Consider the following 15,328-nt stretch of genomic DNA (forward strand, 5'->3'; position numbering starts at 1 on the left):
TGCCGCGCTGATGAAAATCGACCCGATCCACCAGTTCAACATCGAGCCTCTCTTCACCCTGGGCCATATCGGCAATCATACGATCGCCTTCACCAATTCGTCGCTTTACATGCTGGTGGCGGTCGCGATCATCTCGATCCTGATGCTCGCCAGCGGCACGCAGCTGGTTCCCGGACGCCTCCAGTCCGTCGCTGAAATCTCCTACGAATTCGTCGCCTCGACCATCCGTTCGACGGCCGGCGCGGAAGGCATGAAGTTCTTCCCGCTGATCTTCTCGCTGTTCATGTTCATCTGCGTCTCGAATCTGGTGGGCATCATCCCCTACACCTTCACGGTGTCGAGCCACCTGATCGTCACCGCGGCGCTCGCGCTCTTGGTGTTCTTCACCGTCCTGATCTACGGCCTCTACAAGAACGGCCTGAAATTCTTCAAGATTTTCGTTCCCCACGGCGTCCCCATCTACATTCTGCCGCTGGTCATGTTCATCGAGATCCTGTCGTTCTTCCTGCGGCCGGTCTCCCACAGCGTCCGTCTCTTCGCCAACATGTTGGCCGGCCACATCGCGCTGAAGGTGTTCGCCGGCTTCGTCGCCATGCTCGGCTTCTCGCTCGGCGCCCTCGGCTGGGTCGGCGGCGTGCTGCCGCTGGCGCTCACGGTCGCGCTGACCTCGCTCGAGATCCTGGTCGCATTCCTTCAGGCCTATGTGTTCGCGATCCTGACCTGCATCTACCTCAACGACGCCATTCATCCGGGACACTGAGCTGTCCGGGGAATTTCCACCCAAAACCCAATCTTTCTTCCAAGGAGACTAAAATGGATCCGGCAGCAGCAAAACTTATCGGCGCGGGCATCGCGTGCATCGGCATGGGCGGTGCGGGCGTCGGCGTGGGCGTGATCTTCGGCAACTACCTCGCCGCAGCCGTTCGCAACCCGTCGGCCGCTCAGGGCCAGTTCGGCAACCTGATCTTCGGCTTCGCCGTGACCGAAGCGCTCGGCATCTTCTCGCTGCTGATCGCGCTGCTGCTGCTGTTCGTTCCGCTCTGAGAACGACGTTTTTTCGCGCCGTTCCAGCCTCTGGGACGGCGCGCGTGACAGCAACAGGAGAACTCCATGGCTGAGAGTCATGGCGGCGCGAAAGGTCCGGCGGGCGCTCACACCGAGGCTGACGGTGGTCACCACGGTGGCGGTTTTCCGCCGTTCGAGAGCAGCAGCTTTGCTTCACAGCTGGTGTCGCTCGCGATCTTCTTCGTCCTGCTTTACGTGATCGTGTCCAAGCTCGCTCTGCCGCGCGTCGGCGGTGTGATCGAGGCGCGGCAGAACAAAATCGAGGGCGACCTCACCGAAGCGCAGAAGCTGAGGGACCAGTCCGACGCAGCGCTGAAGGCCTATGAAAGCGAGCTCGCTTCGGCGCGCATGCGGGCACAGGCGATCGGCAACGAATCCCGCGACAAGGCGAATGCGCAGGCGGACGCCGAGCGCAAGGCGCTGGAAGAGCAATTGGCGGCCAAGCTGGCCGGGGCGGAGAAGACCATCGCCTCGACCCGCGCCGCCGCCATGAGCAACGTCCGCGGCATCGCGGCGGATGCGGCAGGCCAGATCGTGCAGCAGCTCACGGGCGTCGTTCCCGACGCAGCGTCGGTCAATGCCGCGGTCGACGCGTCCTTGAAGGGTTAGTTGAGATGTTCTTCGAGCCTGAATTTTGGGTCGCCGTCGCCTTCGTGATCCTGATGGTCGTGTTCGGCTATCTCGGGATCTTCAAGACGGCGATGGCCGCGCTTGACCATCGCGCCGATCGCATCAAGGCCGAGCTCGATGACGCGGCGCGTCTCAAGCAGGAGGCGGCCAAGGTGCTCGCCGACTACAAGGCGCGCCGTGCCATGGCCGAGCGCGAGGCTGCCGACATCATCGCCAATGCCAGAGCCGAAGCCGAGCGAATCGCAGCCGACGCCAAGGCGAAGATGGAAGACTTCGTCGCCCGCAGAACCAAGACCGCCGAGAGCAAGATCGCGCTCGCCGAGGCCCAGGCGCTGGCCGACGTCCGTGCCGCAGCCGCGGAAGCCGCCGTTCAGGCCGCTTCCACGATCCTGTCACAGTCGGTCAAGGGCCAGGTCGCCGACGACCTGCTCGCCAGGGGCATCAACGAAGTCCGGCAGAAGCTGAACTGAGAACTCTGCCCTCACCACTCAAAAGCCGCGCGATGAGCGCCGGCTTTTTGTTGGCCGATCTATAGCTACAAGTCCAGTGTCATGCCCCGCGCAGTCGGGGCATCCAGTACGCCGCGACCTCTCGATAGATCACTGACCTCTCTGGAATACTGGATCACCCGCCTTCGCGGTGATGACAGCCGTAATTGTAGTGACAGCCGAGCTTGAACCCTACTTCTTCTTCCGTCCCTTCGGCTCGGGCGCGAGCGCCTGCGGGTCGAAGCCGACATAGAAGATGTAGGTATCGGCGACCGCGGCCGAGGGCATCGGATAGGCCAGATCTTCGGCCACGAACGTGAACGGCACGCTGCCGCCCTCCGACATCTCGACCGTGGTCCGGTAGGCCTTCGAGGCGATCACCTTCTCGCCGACGCCGCCCTGCACCACGGCAACACGCAAGGGGACCTCGACGGTCGCAGGCGCGCCGGCGGGACCGGCGATGACACGGCCCTGGATTCCGATCCGCGCGGTGATATCACCGCCGCTCCGGGCGCATTCGCGCGCCATCTTGGTGATTGTGGCTTGGAAGCGGATGTCGTTGCCGACGGCCTGCTTGCCACCCGCGCCGACCGCGTAAGTCGAGGCGCCGGCGCGCACCGTGACCTGCGGGCAATCAACGTCGTCATCGGCCGGCTGGCCGGGCGCGGGCGCCGGCTTGGGCTGGGCCGGTTCGTCGGACTTGCCGCCGAACAGGCTCTTGAAGCGGTCGCTCAAGGACTGGGCCGCCACCGGCGAGACAGACGCGAGCGCAACCGACAACGTCAAAGCTGCCACCGTCCTCCGCCGCAACGCATTTCGCGACGACCGAAGCTCCTTCACCATCAACACCCATACTCCATGACAGCACAGCGCCGATCGCTGGCCGGCCCGCGCCGTTATATCGCCAAAATCGGCGAACCCAAGGCAGGCAGATTACGGCAGCAAACAAGGCGGGACGATCAAGACTTTGGCCGCAGGAGGTGGCAGCTCAACCGCGAAAATCCTCATGCAGCAGGCCGAACAGCAGGTGATCCTGCCAGATCCCGTTGATGCAGAGATAGCGGCGCGCCAGCCCCTCGCGCGAGAAGCCGCACTTCTCCAGCACCCGGATCGATGGTGCATTGGTGGGGATGCAAGCGGCCTCGACGCGGTGCAGATTGAGCTCGCCGAACAGCGTCGGCAGCAGCACCCGCAGCGCGGCGGTCATGTAGCCGCGATGGGCGTAAGGCTGCCCAACCCAGTAGCCGATGGTGCCGGCCTGCACGATGCCGCGCCGGACATTGGCCAGCGTGATGCCGCCGACCATGGCGCCGTCGAGCTCGCGGAAGATCAGAAAGGGATAGGAACGGTCCGCAGCAATGTCCTCGGAATAGCGGCGCAAGCGGCGACGAAAGCCGGACCGGGTGAGATCGTCCGACGGCCAGATCGGCTCCCAGGGGGTGAGATAGTCGCGGCTGCTTTCGCGCAAGTGAGCCCATTGCAGGAAGTCCGACATCTGCGGGGCGCGCAGCAACAGCCCGTTGCCGCGCGGCGCGAGGGCGGCGGGTCCACTGGATGGCAGGCGGAACAGGGCCATGGTGATGCTTCCCGGAGCGGGCGCCCCTTGCGCGGCGGCTCTTAATGCAGCCGCGCCTTGGCACGCGCCCGCGTCAATCCTTCCGCAAAAGATACCGCCGTGTCCAGACCCCTGCCACTACCCAATGCAACAACCGCAGGGCGGCTGCGCGAAAGCAGCGCACGCGCGGCATCCCGGGTCGATTCGACGCTGACGGCGTCGATCCGGGCCACCAGCTCCTGCACCGTCTGCGGCCGGCCATAAGCCAGGACATGCCGGGCGAGCTGTTCGGCGCGGGAGGAGCAGCTCTCCAATGCCATCAGCAGGCCCGCCTTCATCTGCGCCTTGGCACGCGCGATCTCGGCCTCGGTCAGGGTCTCCACCGAATCATTCATGACATCGACCACGACCTCCATCATCTCCGGCGCGTCGGCGGGATCGGTGCCGGTGTAGAGGCCGAAGAAGCCGGTGTCGGTGTAGGGCGCGTGGAAGCTGTAGATGGAGTAGCAGAGGCCGCGCTTCTCGCGCACCTCCTGGAACAGCCGCGACGACATCCCGCCGCCGAGAATGTTGGTGAAGACCTGGAGCGAGAACAGCGACAGGTCGGTCTGCGGCACCCCTTCGAGCGCCAGCGTCAGATGCGCCTGCTCGAGTTCGCGGTGGACCACCTTGGCGCCGCCCTTGCCGAACTGGGCGGATTGCGGCTTCGGTCCCGGCGTCGCCTCAAAGCTCGCGAAGCGCTGCTCGACCTCGGCGACCACCTGCTTGTGATCGACCGCGCCGGCGGCGGCCACCACCATGTCGGGCCCGCGATAATGCGTCGACAGATAGCCGCGGAGCATGTCGCGGTTGAAGCCGCGCAGCGTCTTGGCGGTGCCGAGCAGCGAGCGGCCCATCGGCTGGTCGGGATAGCAGAGCTCGTTGAGATGCTCGAACACGACGTCGTCGGGTGTGTCCTGCGCAGCCCCGATCTCCTGCACGATGACGTTCTTCTCGCGCTCCAGCTCGTCCGGCTCGAAGGCAGGATTGGCGAGGATGTCGGCGAGCACGTCGAGCGCGAGCGGCACGTCGGCCTTCAGCACCCGCGCGTAATAGGACGTGGTCTCGGTCGAGGTGCCGGCATTGAGATCGCCGCCGACCGCCTCGATCTCCTCGACGATCTCGCGCGAGGAGCGCTTGGTCGTACCCTTGAACGCCATGTGCTCCAGGAGATGCGAGATGCCGTGCTCGTTCGGCTTCTCGTCGCGCCCGCCGACGCCGGCCCAGACGCCGAGCGCCGCAGTCTCGAGATGGGGCATTTTGTCGGTGACGACGGTCAGGCCGGAGGCAAGCTTGGAAATCTCGACGCTCATCCGGCAACTCCTTGCTTTGCGGCGCGGCTGACCGACAGCACGAACCGCTCGACCTCGGCCTGATCGTTCTTCATCACCTTCATGTGTTCGGATTTGGTCATCAATCCGTCGAGCCAGGCGGGCAGTTGCGGCCGCTGGCCGCAGGCCGCCTCGACGGCGTCGGGGAATTTGGCCGGATGGGCGGTAGAGAGCACGATGCTCGGGACCGTCGTGTCGGTGGTGTCGCGGTCGGCGACCGCGAGCGCCACCGCGGTATGGGGATCGACCAGCTCGCCCGCCTCGCGCCAAGCGGCGCGGATCGCGGCCGCGGTTTCGGTCTCGTCGGCACGGCCTGCGTCGAACGCCTCGCGGATCGCGGCCAGCGTCGCATCGGGCAGCACGAAACGCCCGGACTGCTTCAGTGAATCCATCAGACGGCGCACGCCGGCCGCATCGCGCCGGCCAGCCTCGAACAGCAGCCGCTCGAAATTCGACGAGATCTGGATGTCCATCGACGGCGACGCCGTGGCGTGCACTTCGCGCACCTCGTAGATCCCGGTCTTGAGCGTGCGGGCCAGGATGTCGTTGACGTTGGCGGCGATGTGCAGCGTACGCACCGGCAGCCCCATGCGCTTGGCGACGTAGCCGGCAAAGATGTCGCCGAAATTGCCGGTCGGCACGACGAAATCCACCGCGCGCGCCGGTGCACCGACGGCAACGGCCGACGTGAAATAGTAGACCACCTGGGCGACGATACGCGCCCAGTTGATCGAGTTGACGCCGGACAGGGACGTCGCATCGCGAAAGCGATGGTTGTTGAACATCCCCTTCACGAGCGCCTGGCAGTCGTCGAAGGTGCCTTCGACGGCGAGCGCGTGCACATTGGCCGCACCGGTCGTCGTCATCATCCGCTGCTGCACCTCGGAGATGCGGCCATGCGGAAACAGCACGATGAGGTCAACATTCTCCAGACCCGCAAAGGCTTCGACCGCGGCGCCGCCGGTATCGCCGGAGGTTGCGACCACGATGGTGGTGCGCTGGCCGCGCTTGGCGAGCACATGGTCCATCAGCCGCGAGATCAGCTGCATCGCCACGTCCTTGAAGGCGAGCGTCGGGCCGTGGAACAGCTCGAGCACGAACTGATGCGGCGACATCTGGCGCAGCGGCACCACCGCGGGATGGCGGAAGGTGGCATAGGCCTCGTTGGCCATGCGGCCAAGCTCGGCGTCCGTGATCTCGCCGCCGGCGAAGGGGCGAATCACGTCGACCGCGACCTCCCAATAGGCGCGGCCGAAGAAGCCGGCGATGGTCTGCGCCGAAAGCTGCGGCCAAACGGCCGGCACGTACAGCCCGCCATCGCGGGCTAGCCCGGTCAGCATCACGTCGCAGAAGCCGAGTTCGGGGGCTTCGCCCCGGGTCGAGATATAACGAGTCAAACTGCCCTCCAAAGGCCAACCGAGTCTGAGCTCGCTCGTTAAGCCTTTGATTTTACGAAATTACTTGTTAACAGCCAGAGGCTTTGAGCCACCATAAAGTGTTTTGCGGCATCGGGAAACCGCTTCCGCTCGCCCCGTGGCCCAATGAAAAAGGGCTGCGGCATTGCCGCAGCCCTTCTCTTGGAAGGTCTGTCGTTGTGTGCAGACCGGTTGCCTCGTCGGGTCGTTCGACCCGCTAAAACTGTTCACCCAAGCTTTCGTCAGCTGTCGTCAAATCGTCAAGAGCCAAAACGGCGGGCGGGGGAAGATGTTCCAGTTTTTCCCGGCGTGCTCCAGGCCTTCTTTCGCGGATATGAGCAATGACTTGCGTGATATTGCCGTCTTTTCCCTAACCCATGGCCTGCCTGAGGAACGAATGCCGTGGCGGCCGATTGGGTCGGCGGACGGTGCCGGCCATCGCCCATGCATTGCCCGGCCGATAGCGACGCCGATCCGTCGACCGAACCGCTGCCTCCTGGAGCAGCCGGTTCGGTCGTTGGCGGGAGGTCAATTCATCCCGATTTCCACTGCGATCCGGATCAGGTCGGAATGGTTCTTGGCCCCTAACTTCTGCTTGAGCAGGGACGTCGTGTTCGCGACAGTCTTGTAGGAGATGCCGAGCGCCTCGGCGACCTCGACGATTTTGTCGCCGCGTCCGAGCAGACGAAGAATCTCGAGCTCCCGCGGCGTCATCTGCGAGGCTGGATTGGCCTTGATTGCGGCACCGGAAAACGTCACGGCTTCCGCAAGCTGCGGAGAGATGAAATTATCGCCCGCGACCACTTTGCGCACCGCTTTCAGCAGGATCCTGGGATCGTCACCCTTGGAGACATAGCCTTGGGCCCCAAGCTCGACCGCCCGCACCACGAAGGCCGGATCATCGTTCATGCTGAACATGATGATCTTGGCGTCCGGATCGTCCTTCCGAATGCGTCGCATCAGCTCGAAGCCGGAGACATCAGGCAGGCTGATGTCGATCACGGTAACGTCGGGCCGCTTGCTGATATAGGCGCGGTGCCCGGATTTCGCATCGTTCGCCTCGTCGATACGGATCGACTGGTCGGACGCGAACAGGGTGCGGCAACCGGACAGCACCACAGGGTGGTCGTCGACGATCAGGACCTTGGTTGCCGGCTTGGCGGTATCTTGCATCGCAGGCTCACTTGCTTTCTCGACTCATAGACCGGCGGGAACAAATGGAAAGAGAGAATTCCGCCAAAACACGTTAGAATTGACCTAATGTGGCAACAACTCTCGTTCAGGACGCAACTGTTTCTTCCGCTCGGCGCGAGCCTTCTCGCGGCACTGATCCTCGGCGGCGTGCTGCTTCAGACCTTCGCAGGGGGCCAGCTCGTTGAGGAGAATGAGCCAGGCCGGCGTTCGACCCGGGCCATCGCCACCGCGCTCAACAACACGCTGCGCGCTTCGGACAATCCACGACGGACGCTCGATGCGTTTGTCCAATCGTTGGACACCTCCTCTGATATCCAATTCCGTTCCGTGGAAGCGGGTCCCGCGCGCTCCCCGAAGGACGACCCGCGCACGCCGCATAGCGTGCCGCAATGGTTCATCGACCTGATCACCATCCCCGAAATGGACGCGGCATCCCCGGTGACGATCGACGGCGAGCGTGTCGGCGATGTCGTCTTCGTGCCCGACCTATCCGCCGAGCTGTTCGAGAAATGGATCGGCTTCCTCGCGCTCACCGGCCTGATCGCCGGGCTAATGGCGCTTACCGGCACCATCGCCTACGTCCTGGCGGAGTCGGCGCTACGCCCCCTGCAGCAGCTCGGCGAAGGACTCACGCGAATGCGACGCGGCGACTACACAAAACCGATCCCGGTGGCAGGGCCGCCGGAGATCCGGCAGAGCTGCGAGGTGGCGAACGCGCTGGCGGGCACGTTGGCGCAATTGAGCCAGGACAATCGCGACCTGTTGCATCGGCTGGTGTCGCTTCAGGACGATGAGCGGCGCGACCTCGCCCGCGAATTGCACGACGAACTCGGCCCGCTTCTGTTCGGCATCCGCGCCGGCGCGGTCGCGCTGATCGAGGCCGCGCCTGCCGTGGGAAATCTCGGCAATTCGGCGCAAGAGGTGCTGCAATCGGTCGAGGCGCTCCAGCAGGCCAACCGCCGTATTCTCGACCGGCTGCGGCCGCTCTATGTTGAGGAACTGGGCCTCGCGACCAGCGTGCAGACACTGCTTCAAAACTTTCGCAAGCAGGCACCGCATATCGGTTTGACGGACACGATTGACCCCCGCCTCAACGGATTAGACGGGCCGCTGGCGCGGACCGTCTATCGGTTGATCCAGGAGGCGCTGACCAACGTGCTGCGCCATGCCAAAGCGAGCAACGCCCATGTGCAGACGACCATCACCGGTGAGACGCTCGTCATCGAGATCTCCGACGATGGCGGCGGCTTTCCCGCCGACAACGTCTTCGGCCGGGGCCTGACCGGCATGCATGAGCGCGTTCGCGCGCTCAGCGGATCGCTGTCACTGCTGCGCGCGAATGAACGAACCTATGTCCGATGCCGTCTTCCGGCTGCGCCGACCCGGGAGGCGCCGGTTTAGCTGAGCATGATCTTTTCGGAAAACCGCTACACACTTTTCCGGATCATGCCCTAGCTAGCACGCGCAGCCAACATGCGCGTTCTGTCGCGCCGGCTCGCACAGCGTGCTGCGGATCTTGCCTTCCGTGCTGAAGCGAAACGAGGCGTGAATACGCAGCGCGCCAGCGATGGAATATTCGAGATCGACGCCGTCGGACCCTGGATCGATCTCTTCCAGCCTGAAGCCCGCCAACGACAGGGTGCCAAGTCGCGGTCTCCAATAGCTTTCGAGCTCGCTTCGGCCGCGATGGCGCTGCGTTCCGTTGCAGATGCATTCAAGCTCGGCGTCGTCCGCATATAGATCGAGCAGCGCCGCGAGGTCGCCCTTGCGGCAGGCATCTACCCAGTCAATGACAATTCCCATCTGGTCGAAATCGCTCACGCTGCAATCCTGTCCTGCCGCGGACACTAGTGGCGGCTTAGAACCACACTCGTGAATGTGCGCTGAACGGTAAAGCCCGGACGATACCGGGTTCCCTCGGTTGATCTACGGATGAGTTCGGTCTTGCCGCCCCCTCGCCCACACCGCGAAGGCGATCAGCAGGGCGCCTGCGAGCGTGAACCAGGTGATCGCGTATTGCAGGTGATCGTCTTTCAGATGCACGTCGAGCGGACCGGGACGTGGAACGCTGTTCTCGGGCACCGGCTGCTCGAGGTCGACATAGAACGGCGCAACCGTCCCCCAGCCGAGCGCGCTCGCGATTGCCAGATGATCGCGCACGAACCAGAGCCGCTTCTCGCGGTTCTCCGCAGGTGTCAGCCAGCCCGGTGCTTCCGGGAACCTGAGATAGCCGGTGAGCACGACCGGCTGGCCCGTGACGAGCTTCTTCACCGCGCGATCCTCGATGGCGCGATCCTGCATCGTGTTCTCGACGAAACCGGCATCGATCACGACCATCTCGCCGCTCGGAAGCCGCGCCGGCAGGAATGCCCAGGTGCCGGGACCGGAGGCGTCCTTGCGCACGGCCGAGCCGGAGGAATAAACCATCGCATCGGGCAGCGGGACGTAGGTTGCGGAGAAGCTGACGCGGCGGAATTCATCGCGCGCGGGATTGAGCGCCGCCCATTGCGCGGGCGCCGGAAGCGCGACCGGCGCGGCCGCAAGCCGTTCAGTGAGAGCAGCGATCAGCTCGTGCTTGGCTGTCCGGCGCTGCAATTGCCAGATGCCAAGTGCGACGAACACAGCCGTCAGGAGCAGCGTGAACAGCCCAAAGCCGGCCACGCGAGGCTTGCGCACGGTCCGGTTCATTTCGCGCGGTCGATGAGTCGGCCCGGCGCCGCCTTGTGGTGGAATTGCAGCGCGATCAGCAGCGACTTCATCGCGCGCAGCGGCAAAAGCGTGGTGGCGAGAATCAGCGGCAGCCAGAGCACCGCGTGCAGCCAGAACGGCGGCTGATACTTGACCTCGACGACGAGCGCGCAGCCGACCACGATCGCGCCGGCCAGCATGATGATGAAGATCGCCGGACCGTCACCGGTATCGATGAAAGCATAGTCGAGACCGCAGCGCTCGCAGCGAGGCGCGAGTGTCAGGAAGCCCGCATAGAGCTTGCCCTCGCCGCAGCGCGGACATTTGCAGGCGAGCCCGCGCAGCGCGCTTTGCAGGACCGTGGTTTCGGACTCGGATGGGCCGGCGGTGTCGTCCATGATGGCAATCTCTATCACAGTTTCCGCCAAGGCTTCAGGCGGCCGGAAAGCGAAAGGGCGGCCCTGCGGCCGCCCTTTCTGAATCATCTGCCTCGCAGCTCAGTGCGCGCCGTGAGCCATGGTCTCGGCGCCGTGTCCCCAGACATAGATGCAAAGGAACAGGAACAGCCAAACCACGTCGACGAAGTGCCAGTACCAGGCGGCGAACTCGAAGCCGAGATGCTGGGTCGGCGTGAAGTGGCCGGCATAGGCGCGGAACAGGCAGACCAGCAGGAAGATGGTGCCGACCAGCACGTGGAAGCCATGGAAGCCGGTCGCCATGAAGAAGGTCGCGCCATAGACGTTGCCGCCGAACGAGAATGCCGCGTGGCTGTACTCATAGGCCTGCACGCAGGTGAAGAGCGCACCCAGCACGACGGTGAGGATCAGGCCGTATTTCAGGCCCTGACGGTCGTTCTCGAGCAGCGCATGGTGCGCCCAGGTCACTGTGGTGCCGGAGGTGAGCAGGATCAACGTGTTCAGGAGCGGCAGATGCCAGGGATCGAAGGTCTCGATGCCCTTCGGCGGCCAGGTGCCGGGAACGGAGCAGGCGCCGGCCTGGGTGCCAAGGCCGCAGCCGAACACCGCATCACGCGTGGCATGGACGGCGTCAGCCGGGAACAGCGCGGCGTTGAAATAGGCCCAGAACCAGGCCACGAAGAACATCACCTCGGAGGCGATGAACAGGATCATGCCGTAGCGGTGATGGAGCTGCACGACGCGGGTGTGGTCGCCCTTGTACTGGGCTTCCTTGATCACGTCGCCCCACCAGCTCGCCATGGTGTAGAGCACGCCGACGGTGCCCACACCGAACACGATCGGCGCAGCCGAGAACATGTGGTGCATCCAGGCGATCGCGCCAACCGCCATAATGAAGGCCGACAGCGAACCGACGGCCGGCCAGGGAGAGGGATCGACCAGATGGTAGTCGTGATGCTTGGTGTGCGCCGTTGCCATTTTGCGGTCTCTCTCCTCAATCCCGTGCCTGTCAGGCACTTATCCCCTTGCGTCCAATCCCCCGAGCGTGCGCCCGGCGATCAGAGATTTCCCTTGCGTTTGTCGTCATCACCCGATGCCAGCGGCTTCACCACAGGATCCTTCACCGAATAGAACGTGTAGGACAGCGTGATCGTGTTCAGCCCATCGTTCTCGCGATCCTCGGCGATCGACGGATCGACATAGAACACGACCGGCATTTCCCGCTTCTCGCCGGGCGCCATGGTCTGCTCGGTGAAGCAGAAGCAGTTGATCTTCTGGAAATATGACCCGACCGTCAGCGGCGCGACGTTATAGGCGGCCTGGCCCGCGGTGGTGCGCGCGGCCTGGTTCGTCACGGTGTAGTAGACCGTCGTCACCTGACCGATATTGACCTCGATCTCGCTCTGCTCGGGCTCGAACTTCCAGGGCAGGCCCGGCGCGACGTTGGAATCGAACCGCACCGAGATTTTTCGCGCGATCGGGCCGGTGGCCGGCGCGGAGGTCGCGACTTGAGTCGTGCCGTTGAAGCCGGTGGCGCGGCAGAACCAGTTGTAGAACGGCACCGCCGCGTAGGATGCCCCCACCATCAGCGCCACCACGCCGCCGCAGATCGAGGCGACCAGCGCATCGCGGCCAAGACCACCGATGCGGCCCTTGCCCGCCGTCCGGCTCTGATCCTGCGGTATGGTCGGCTCGTGATCCATGTTTCCTACATCGGCCGCACTAGAACGGCCGGCCCCTTGACCATGGTGACGGCGAAGAACAGCACCACGAGCACGCCGAGCGCCAAAGCAATGGCAATGGAGCGCTGACGACGGCTCTTCTTCTGCGCCTCGGTGAGGACGATTCCATCTGGCTCGGATTTGTCGGCCATCCCTGCCTCATGCGCCCCATGCCATCGGAGCAAGCGCCCGGAATACAACCTGCGCCAGCAGGGTGGCGAACAGCGCAAACAGATAAAGGATGGAGAATGCAAACAGCTTGCGGGTGGCACGCAGCGACTGGCTGCGCTCGCGACGCATGTAGACATTGATGGCGAGCACCAGCATGCCGGCGCCGAGGATCAGCGAGACGATGCCGTAGACGGCGTCGAAATAGCCGAGCGCCCAGGGTGCGGCGGCGACCGCGATCAGCACGATCGTGTAGAGCAGGATCTGGAGCCGCGTCGCATCGGGACCGGCGACGTTGGGCAGCATCGGAATGCCGGCGCGCGCATAATCGTCGGAGCGGAACAACGCCAGCGCCCAGAAGTGCGGCGGCGTCCAGAAGAAGATGATGGCAAACAGCAGCAGTGGCTCGACGTCGACCGTGCCCGTCACGGCGGCCCAGGCCACCACCGGCGGCAGCGCGCCGGCGGCGCCGCCGATCACGATGTTCTGCGCGGTCCGACGCTTCAGGCCCATCGTGTAGATCACGACGTAGAAGAAGATGGTGAAGGCGAGCAGCGCGCCCGCGATCCAGTTGACGAGGATGCCGAGCGTCATCACCGAGAAGAAGGCGAGCGTCATGCCGAACGCCGTCGCCTCGGGGCGGGTGACGCGGCCGCGCGGGATTGGCCGGTTCGCCGTACGCGACATCTTGGCGTCGATGTCGCCCTCGAGCGCCATGTTGAGCGCGCCGGAGGCGCCCGCACCAACGGCGATGCAGAGGAGCGAGGTGATCGCCAGCACGGGGTGGAAATGCCCGGGTGCCATCGCCATCCCGACCAGCGCGGTGAAGATCACCAGCGACATCACGCGCGGCTTGAGCAGCGCGATGTAATCGCCGACCTCCGCTTCGGAGATGCGAGGATTGATGTCGACGGCATTGTGGTCGAGGACGGACACTTAATTCAGCTCGCTTCCTGATAGAGCCGCGGCGCCCGTCACGGGCGCCGCGTGCGATGGCTTACTGCACCCGAGGCAGCACTTCGAACTGGTGGAACGGCGGCGGCGAGGGCAGCGTCCACTCCAGCGTGGTTGCGCCCGCACCCCAGGGATTGTTACCGGCAGGCACCTTCTTCATGTAGGCGTCGAGGACGCAGTAGAGGAAGATCAGCACGCCGAATCCGGAGATGTAGGAGCCGAGGGACGAGATCAGGTTCCAGCCCGCGAACGCGTCGGGATAGTCGACGTAGCGGCGCGGCATCCCCGACAGGCCGAGGAAGTGCTGCGGGAAGAACACCAGGTTGACGCCGATGAAGGTCACCCAGAAGTGCAGCTTGGCCAGCCACTCATTGTACATGTAACCCGACATTTTCGGGAACCAGTAGTACCAGCCCGCAAAGATCGCGAACACGGCGCCGAGCGACAGCACGTAATGGAAGTGCGCGACGACGTAATAGGTCTCCTGGAGCACGCGGTCGACGCCCGCGTTCGCCAGCACGACGCCGGTGACGCCACCGACCGTGAACAGGAAGATGAAGCCTACCGCCCAGATCATCGGCGCGCGGAATTCGATCGACCCGCCCCACATCGTGGCGATCCAGGAGAAGATCTTCACGCCGGTCGGAACCGCAATGACCATGGTGGCGGCGACGAAATAGGCCTGCGTCGCCGAGGACATGCCGACCGTGTACATGTGGTGCGCCCACACCACGAAGCCGATGCCGCCGATCGCAACCATGGCGTAGGCCATGCCGAGATAGCCGAACACGGGCTTGCGCGAGAAGGTCGAGACGATCTGGCTGATCATACCGAAGCCGGGCAGGATCAGGATGTACACTTCGGGGTGACCGAAGAACCAGAACAGGTGCTGGAACAGCACGGGATCGCCGCCGCCCTCGGGCGCGAAGAACGTCGTATGGAAATTGCGGTCGGTGAGCAGCATGGTGATCGCACCGGCGAGCACCGGCAGCGACAACAGCAGCAGGAACACTGTAACCAGGATCGACCACACGAACAGCGGCATCTTGTGCAGGGTCATGCCCGGCGCGCGCATGTTGAAGATCGTGGTGATGAAATTGATGGCGCCGAGAATCGACGAGGCGCCCGCCAGATGCAGCGACAGGATCGCGAAGTCGACGGCCGGGCCGGGGTGACCGGAGCTCGACAGCGGCGCATACATAGTCCAGCCGGCGCCGACGCCGTTGGCGCCCGGCTCGCCCTCGACGAAGGTCGACATCAGCAGCAGCGCGAAGGAGGCCGGCAGCAGCCAGAACGAGATGTTGTTCATGCGCGGGAACGCCATGTCGGGCGCGCCGATCATCAGCGGCACGAACCAATTGCCGAACCCGCCGATCATCGCGGGCATGACCATGAAGAAGATCATAATCAGGCCGTGAGAGGTCACGAAGACGTTATAGGTGTGCGTCTCGTGGAAGATCTGCACACCCGGATACATCAGCTCGGCCCGGATCGCGATCGACATCGCGGCGCCGATGACGCCGGCGACGACCGCGAAGATCAGGTACATCGTGCCGATGTCCTTGTGGTTGGTCGAATAGACGTAGCGCCGCCATCCGGTCGGATGGGCGTGCTCGTCATGATGCGCGTGATCGCTATGTGCCGCTGCGCTCGTTGCCATATTC

At 64.3% G+C, this 15,328-nt stretch carries 18 protein-coding genes; 5 read left to right on the forward strand and 13 right to left on the reverse strand.

What is annotated here, in order from left to right; all coding sequences use genetic code 11:
- Positions 1-10: 10 nt before the first annotated feature.
- The 4 genes from IVA91_RS11555 (at position 11) to IVA91_RS11570 (ending at position 2,165) form a co-directional block, all read left to right on the forward strand.
- Positions 11-760, forward strand: coding sequence for a F0F1 ATP synthase subunit A (locus IVA91_RS11555; RefSeq protein WP_247281748.1), 750 nt, complete (start codon positions 11-13; stop codon positions 758-760).
- A 53-nt stretch (positions 761-813) separates the two neighbouring features.
- Entirely contained in the window at positions 814-1,044 is a 231-nt protein-coding gene (locus IVA91_RS11560) for a F0F1 ATP synthase subunit C (RefSeq protein ID WP_007599451.1), read from the forward strand.
- A gap of 66 nt (positions 1,045-1,110) precedes the next feature.
- On the forward strand, positions 1,111-1,674 hold the full coding sequence (locus IVA91_RS11565) for a F0F1 ATP synthase subunit B (RefSeq protein ID WP_247281749.1): 564 nt from the start codon (positions 1,111-1,113) through the stop codon (positions 1,672-1,674).
- Between the two features lie 5 nt (positions 1,675-1,679).
- Entirely contained in the window at positions 1,680-2,165 is a 486-nt protein-coding gene (locus tag IVA91_RS11570; protein ID WP_247281750.1) for an ATP F0F1 synthase subunit B, read from the forward strand.
- Between the two features lie 210 nt (positions 2,166-2,375).
- Here IVA91_RS11570 and IVA91_RS11575 read toward each other — a convergent pair whose 3' ends face one another.
- The 5 genes from IVA91_RS11575 to IVA91_RS11595 form a co-directional block, all read right to left on the reverse strand.
- Complete coding sequence (locus tag IVA91_RS11575) at positions 2,376-3,026, reverse strand: hypothetical protein (RefSeq protein ID WP_247281751.1); 651 nt, start codon at positions 3,024-3,026, stop codon at positions 2,376-2,378.
- A 145-nt stretch (positions 3,027-3,171) separates the two neighbouring features.
- On the reverse strand, positions 3,172-3,759 hold the full coding sequence (locus tag IVA91_RS11580; RefSeq protein WP_247281752.1) for a GNAT family protein: 588 nt from the start codon (positions 3,757-3,759) through the stop codon (positions 3,172-3,174).
- Positions 3,760-3,800: 41 nt separating this feature from the next.
- Positions 3,801-5,090, reverse strand: a complete 1,290-nt coding sequence (locus IVA91_RS11585; protein WP_247281753.1) for a pitrilysin family protein — start codon at positions 5,088-5,090, stop codon at positions 3,801-3,803.
- Complete coding sequence (gene thrC, locus IVA91_RS11590) at positions 5,087-6,505, reverse strand: threonine synthase (RefSeq protein ID WP_247281754.1); 1,419 nt, start codon at positions 6,503-6,505, stop codon at positions 5,087-5,089. Before thrC ends, IVA91_RS11585 begins: the two co-directional genes overlap by 4 nt.
- A gap of 546 nt (positions 6,506-7,051) precedes the next feature.
- Complete coding sequence (locus tag IVA91_RS11595) at positions 7,052-7,696, reverse strand: response regulator transcription factor (RefSeq protein WP_247281755.1); 645 nt, start codon at positions 7,694-7,696, stop codon at positions 7,052-7,054.
- 87 nt (positions 7,697-7,783) lie between these two features.
- Between IVA91_RS11595 and IVA91_RS11600 the strand changes: the two genes are divergently transcribed.
- Positions 7,784-9,118 carry a histidine kinase gene (locus IVA91_RS11600; RefSeq protein ID WP_247421701.1) on the forward strand — a complete coding sequence of 445 codons (1,335 nt, stop codon included), beginning with the start codon at positions 7,784-7,786 and terminating at the stop codon, positions 9,116-9,118.
- Positions 9,119-9,172: 54 nt separating this feature from the next.
- Here the strand turns inward: IVA91_RS11600 and IVA91_RS11605 are convergent, their stop codons facing one another.
- The 8 genes from IVA91_RS11605 to ctaD all read right to left on the reverse strand — a co-directional run bounded on the left by IVA91_RS11605 (position 9,173) and on the right by ctaD (position 15,324).
- Positions 9,173-9,538, reverse strand: a complete 366-nt coding sequence (locus tag IVA91_RS11605; protein ID WP_247281757.1) for a nuclear transport factor 2 family protein — start codon at positions 9,536-9,538, stop codon at positions 9,173-9,175.
- Between the two features lie 105 nt (positions 9,539-9,643).
- Positions 9,644-10,405, reverse strand: coding sequence for an SURF1 family cytochrome oxidase biogenesis protein (locus tag IVA91_RS11610; RefSeq protein WP_247281758.1), 762 nt, complete (start codon positions 10,403-10,405; stop codon positions 9,644-9,646).
- Complete coding sequence (locus IVA91_RS11615; RefSeq protein ID WP_247281759.1) at positions 10,402-10,803, reverse strand: DUF983 domain-containing protein; 402 nt, start codon at positions 10,801-10,803, stop codon at positions 10,402-10,404. The genes IVA91_RS11610 and IVA91_RS11615 overlap by 4 nt, the downstream gene beginning before the upstream one ends.
- A gap of 99 nt (positions 10,804-10,902) precedes the next feature.
- A complete protein-coding gene (locus IVA91_RS11620; protein ID WP_247281760.1) occupies positions 10,903-11,799 on the reverse strand; it encodes a cytochrome c oxidase subunit 3 in 897 nt (298 codons plus the stop codon).
- Positions 11,800-11,879: 80 nt separating this feature from the next.
- Positions 11,880-12,524 carry a cytochrome c oxidase assembly protein gene (locus tag IVA91_RS11625; protein WP_247281761.1) on the reverse strand — a complete coding sequence of 215 codons (645 nt, stop codon included), beginning with the start codon at positions 12,522-12,524 and terminating at the stop codon, positions 11,880-11,882.
- A gap of 5 nt (positions 12,525-12,529) precedes the next feature.
- Complete coding sequence (locus IVA91_RS11630; RefSeq protein WP_247281762.1) at positions 12,530-12,694, reverse strand: CoxF protein; 165 nt, start codon at positions 12,692-12,694, stop codon at positions 12,530-12,532.
- Positions 12,695-12,701: 7 nt separating this feature from the next.
- Positions 12,702-13,646, reverse strand: a complete 945-nt coding sequence (locus IVA91_RS11635; RefSeq protein ID WP_247281763.1) for a heme o synthase — start codon at positions 13,644-13,646, stop codon at positions 12,702-12,704.
- A 61-nt stretch (positions 13,647-13,707) separates the two neighbouring features.
- Positions 13,708-15,324: a cytochrome c oxidase subunit I gene (gene ctaD, locus IVA91_RS11640; protein WP_247281764.1), complete on the reverse strand. Its 1,617-nt coding sequence runs from the start codon at positions 15,322-15,324 to the stop codon at positions 13,708-13,710.
- Between the last annotated feature and the right edge of the window lie 4 nt (positions 15,325-15,328).

This window comes from Bradyrhizobium sp. 153 (assembly GCF_023073835.1).
Lineage (GTDB): Bacteria > Pseudomonadota > Alphaproteobacteria > Rhizobiales > Xanthobacteraceae > Bradyrhizobium.

What these genes read in the sequence shown, in the direction of transcription:
- IVA91_RS11555 (WP_247281748.1), top strand. Translation starts at nt 11, where the DNA reads ATGAAAATCGACCCGATCCACCAGTTCAACATCGAGCCTCTCTTCACC.
- IVA91_RS11560 (WP_007599451.1), top strand. Translation starts at nt 814, where the DNA reads ATGGATCCGGCAGCAGCAAAACTTATCGGCGCGGGCATCGCGTGCATC.
- IVA91_RS11565 (WP_247281749.1), top strand. Translation starts at nt 1,111, where the DNA reads ATGGCTGAGAGTCATGGCGGCGCGAAAGGTCCGGCGGGCGCTCACACC.
- IVA91_RS11570 (WP_247281750.1), top strand. Translation starts at nt 1,680, where the DNA reads ATGTTCTTCGAGCCTGAATTTTGGGTCGCCGTCGCCTTCGTGATCCTG.
- IVA91_RS11575 (WP_247281751.1), bottom strand. Translation starts at nt 3,026, where the DNA reads ATGGTGAAGGAGCTTCGGTCGTCGCGAAATGCGTTGCGGCGGAGGACG.
- IVA91_RS11580 (WP_247281752.1), bottom strand. Translation starts at nt 3,759, where the DNA reads ATGGCCCTGTTCCGCCTGCCATCCAGTGGACCCGCCGCCCTCGCGCCG.
- IVA91_RS11585 (WP_247281753.1), bottom strand. Translation starts at nt 5,090, where the DNA reads ATGAGCGTCGAGATTTCCAAGCTTGCCTCCGGCCTGACCGTCGTCACC.
- IVA91_RS11595 (WP_247281755.1), bottom strand. Translation starts at nt 7,696, where the DNA reads ATGCAAGATACCGCCAAGCCGGCAACCAAGGTCCTGATCGTCGACGAC.
- IVA91_RS11600 (WP_247421701.1), top strand. Translation starts at nt 7,784, where the DNA reads ATGTGGCAACAACTCTCGTTCAGGACGCAACTGTTTCTTCCGCTCGGC.
- IVA91_RS11610 (WP_247281758.1), bottom strand. Translation starts at nt 10,405, where the DNA reads ATGAACCGGACCGTGCGCAAGCCTCGCGTGGCCGGCTTTGGGCTGTTC.
- IVA91_RS11615 (WP_247281759.1), bottom strand. Translation starts at nt 10,803, where the DNA reads ATGGACGACACCGCCGGCCCATCCGAGTCCGAAACCACGGTCCTGCAA.
- IVA91_RS11620 (WP_247281760.1), bottom strand. Translation starts at nt 11,799, where the DNA reads ATGGCAACGGCGCACACCAAGCATCACGACTACCATCTGGTCGATCCC.
- IVA91_RS11625 (WP_247281761.1), bottom strand. Translation starts at nt 12,524, where the DNA reads ATGGATCACGAGCCGACCATACCGCAGGATCAGAGCCGGACGGCGGGC.
- IVA91_RS11630 (WP_247281762.1), bottom strand. Translation starts at nt 12,694, where the DNA reads ATGGCCGACAAATCCGAGCCAGATGGAATCGTCCTCACCGAGGCGCAG.
- ctaD (WP_247281764.1), bottom strand. Translation starts at nt 15,324, where the DNA reads ATGGCAACGAGCGCAGCGGCACATAGCGATCACGCGCATCATGACGAG.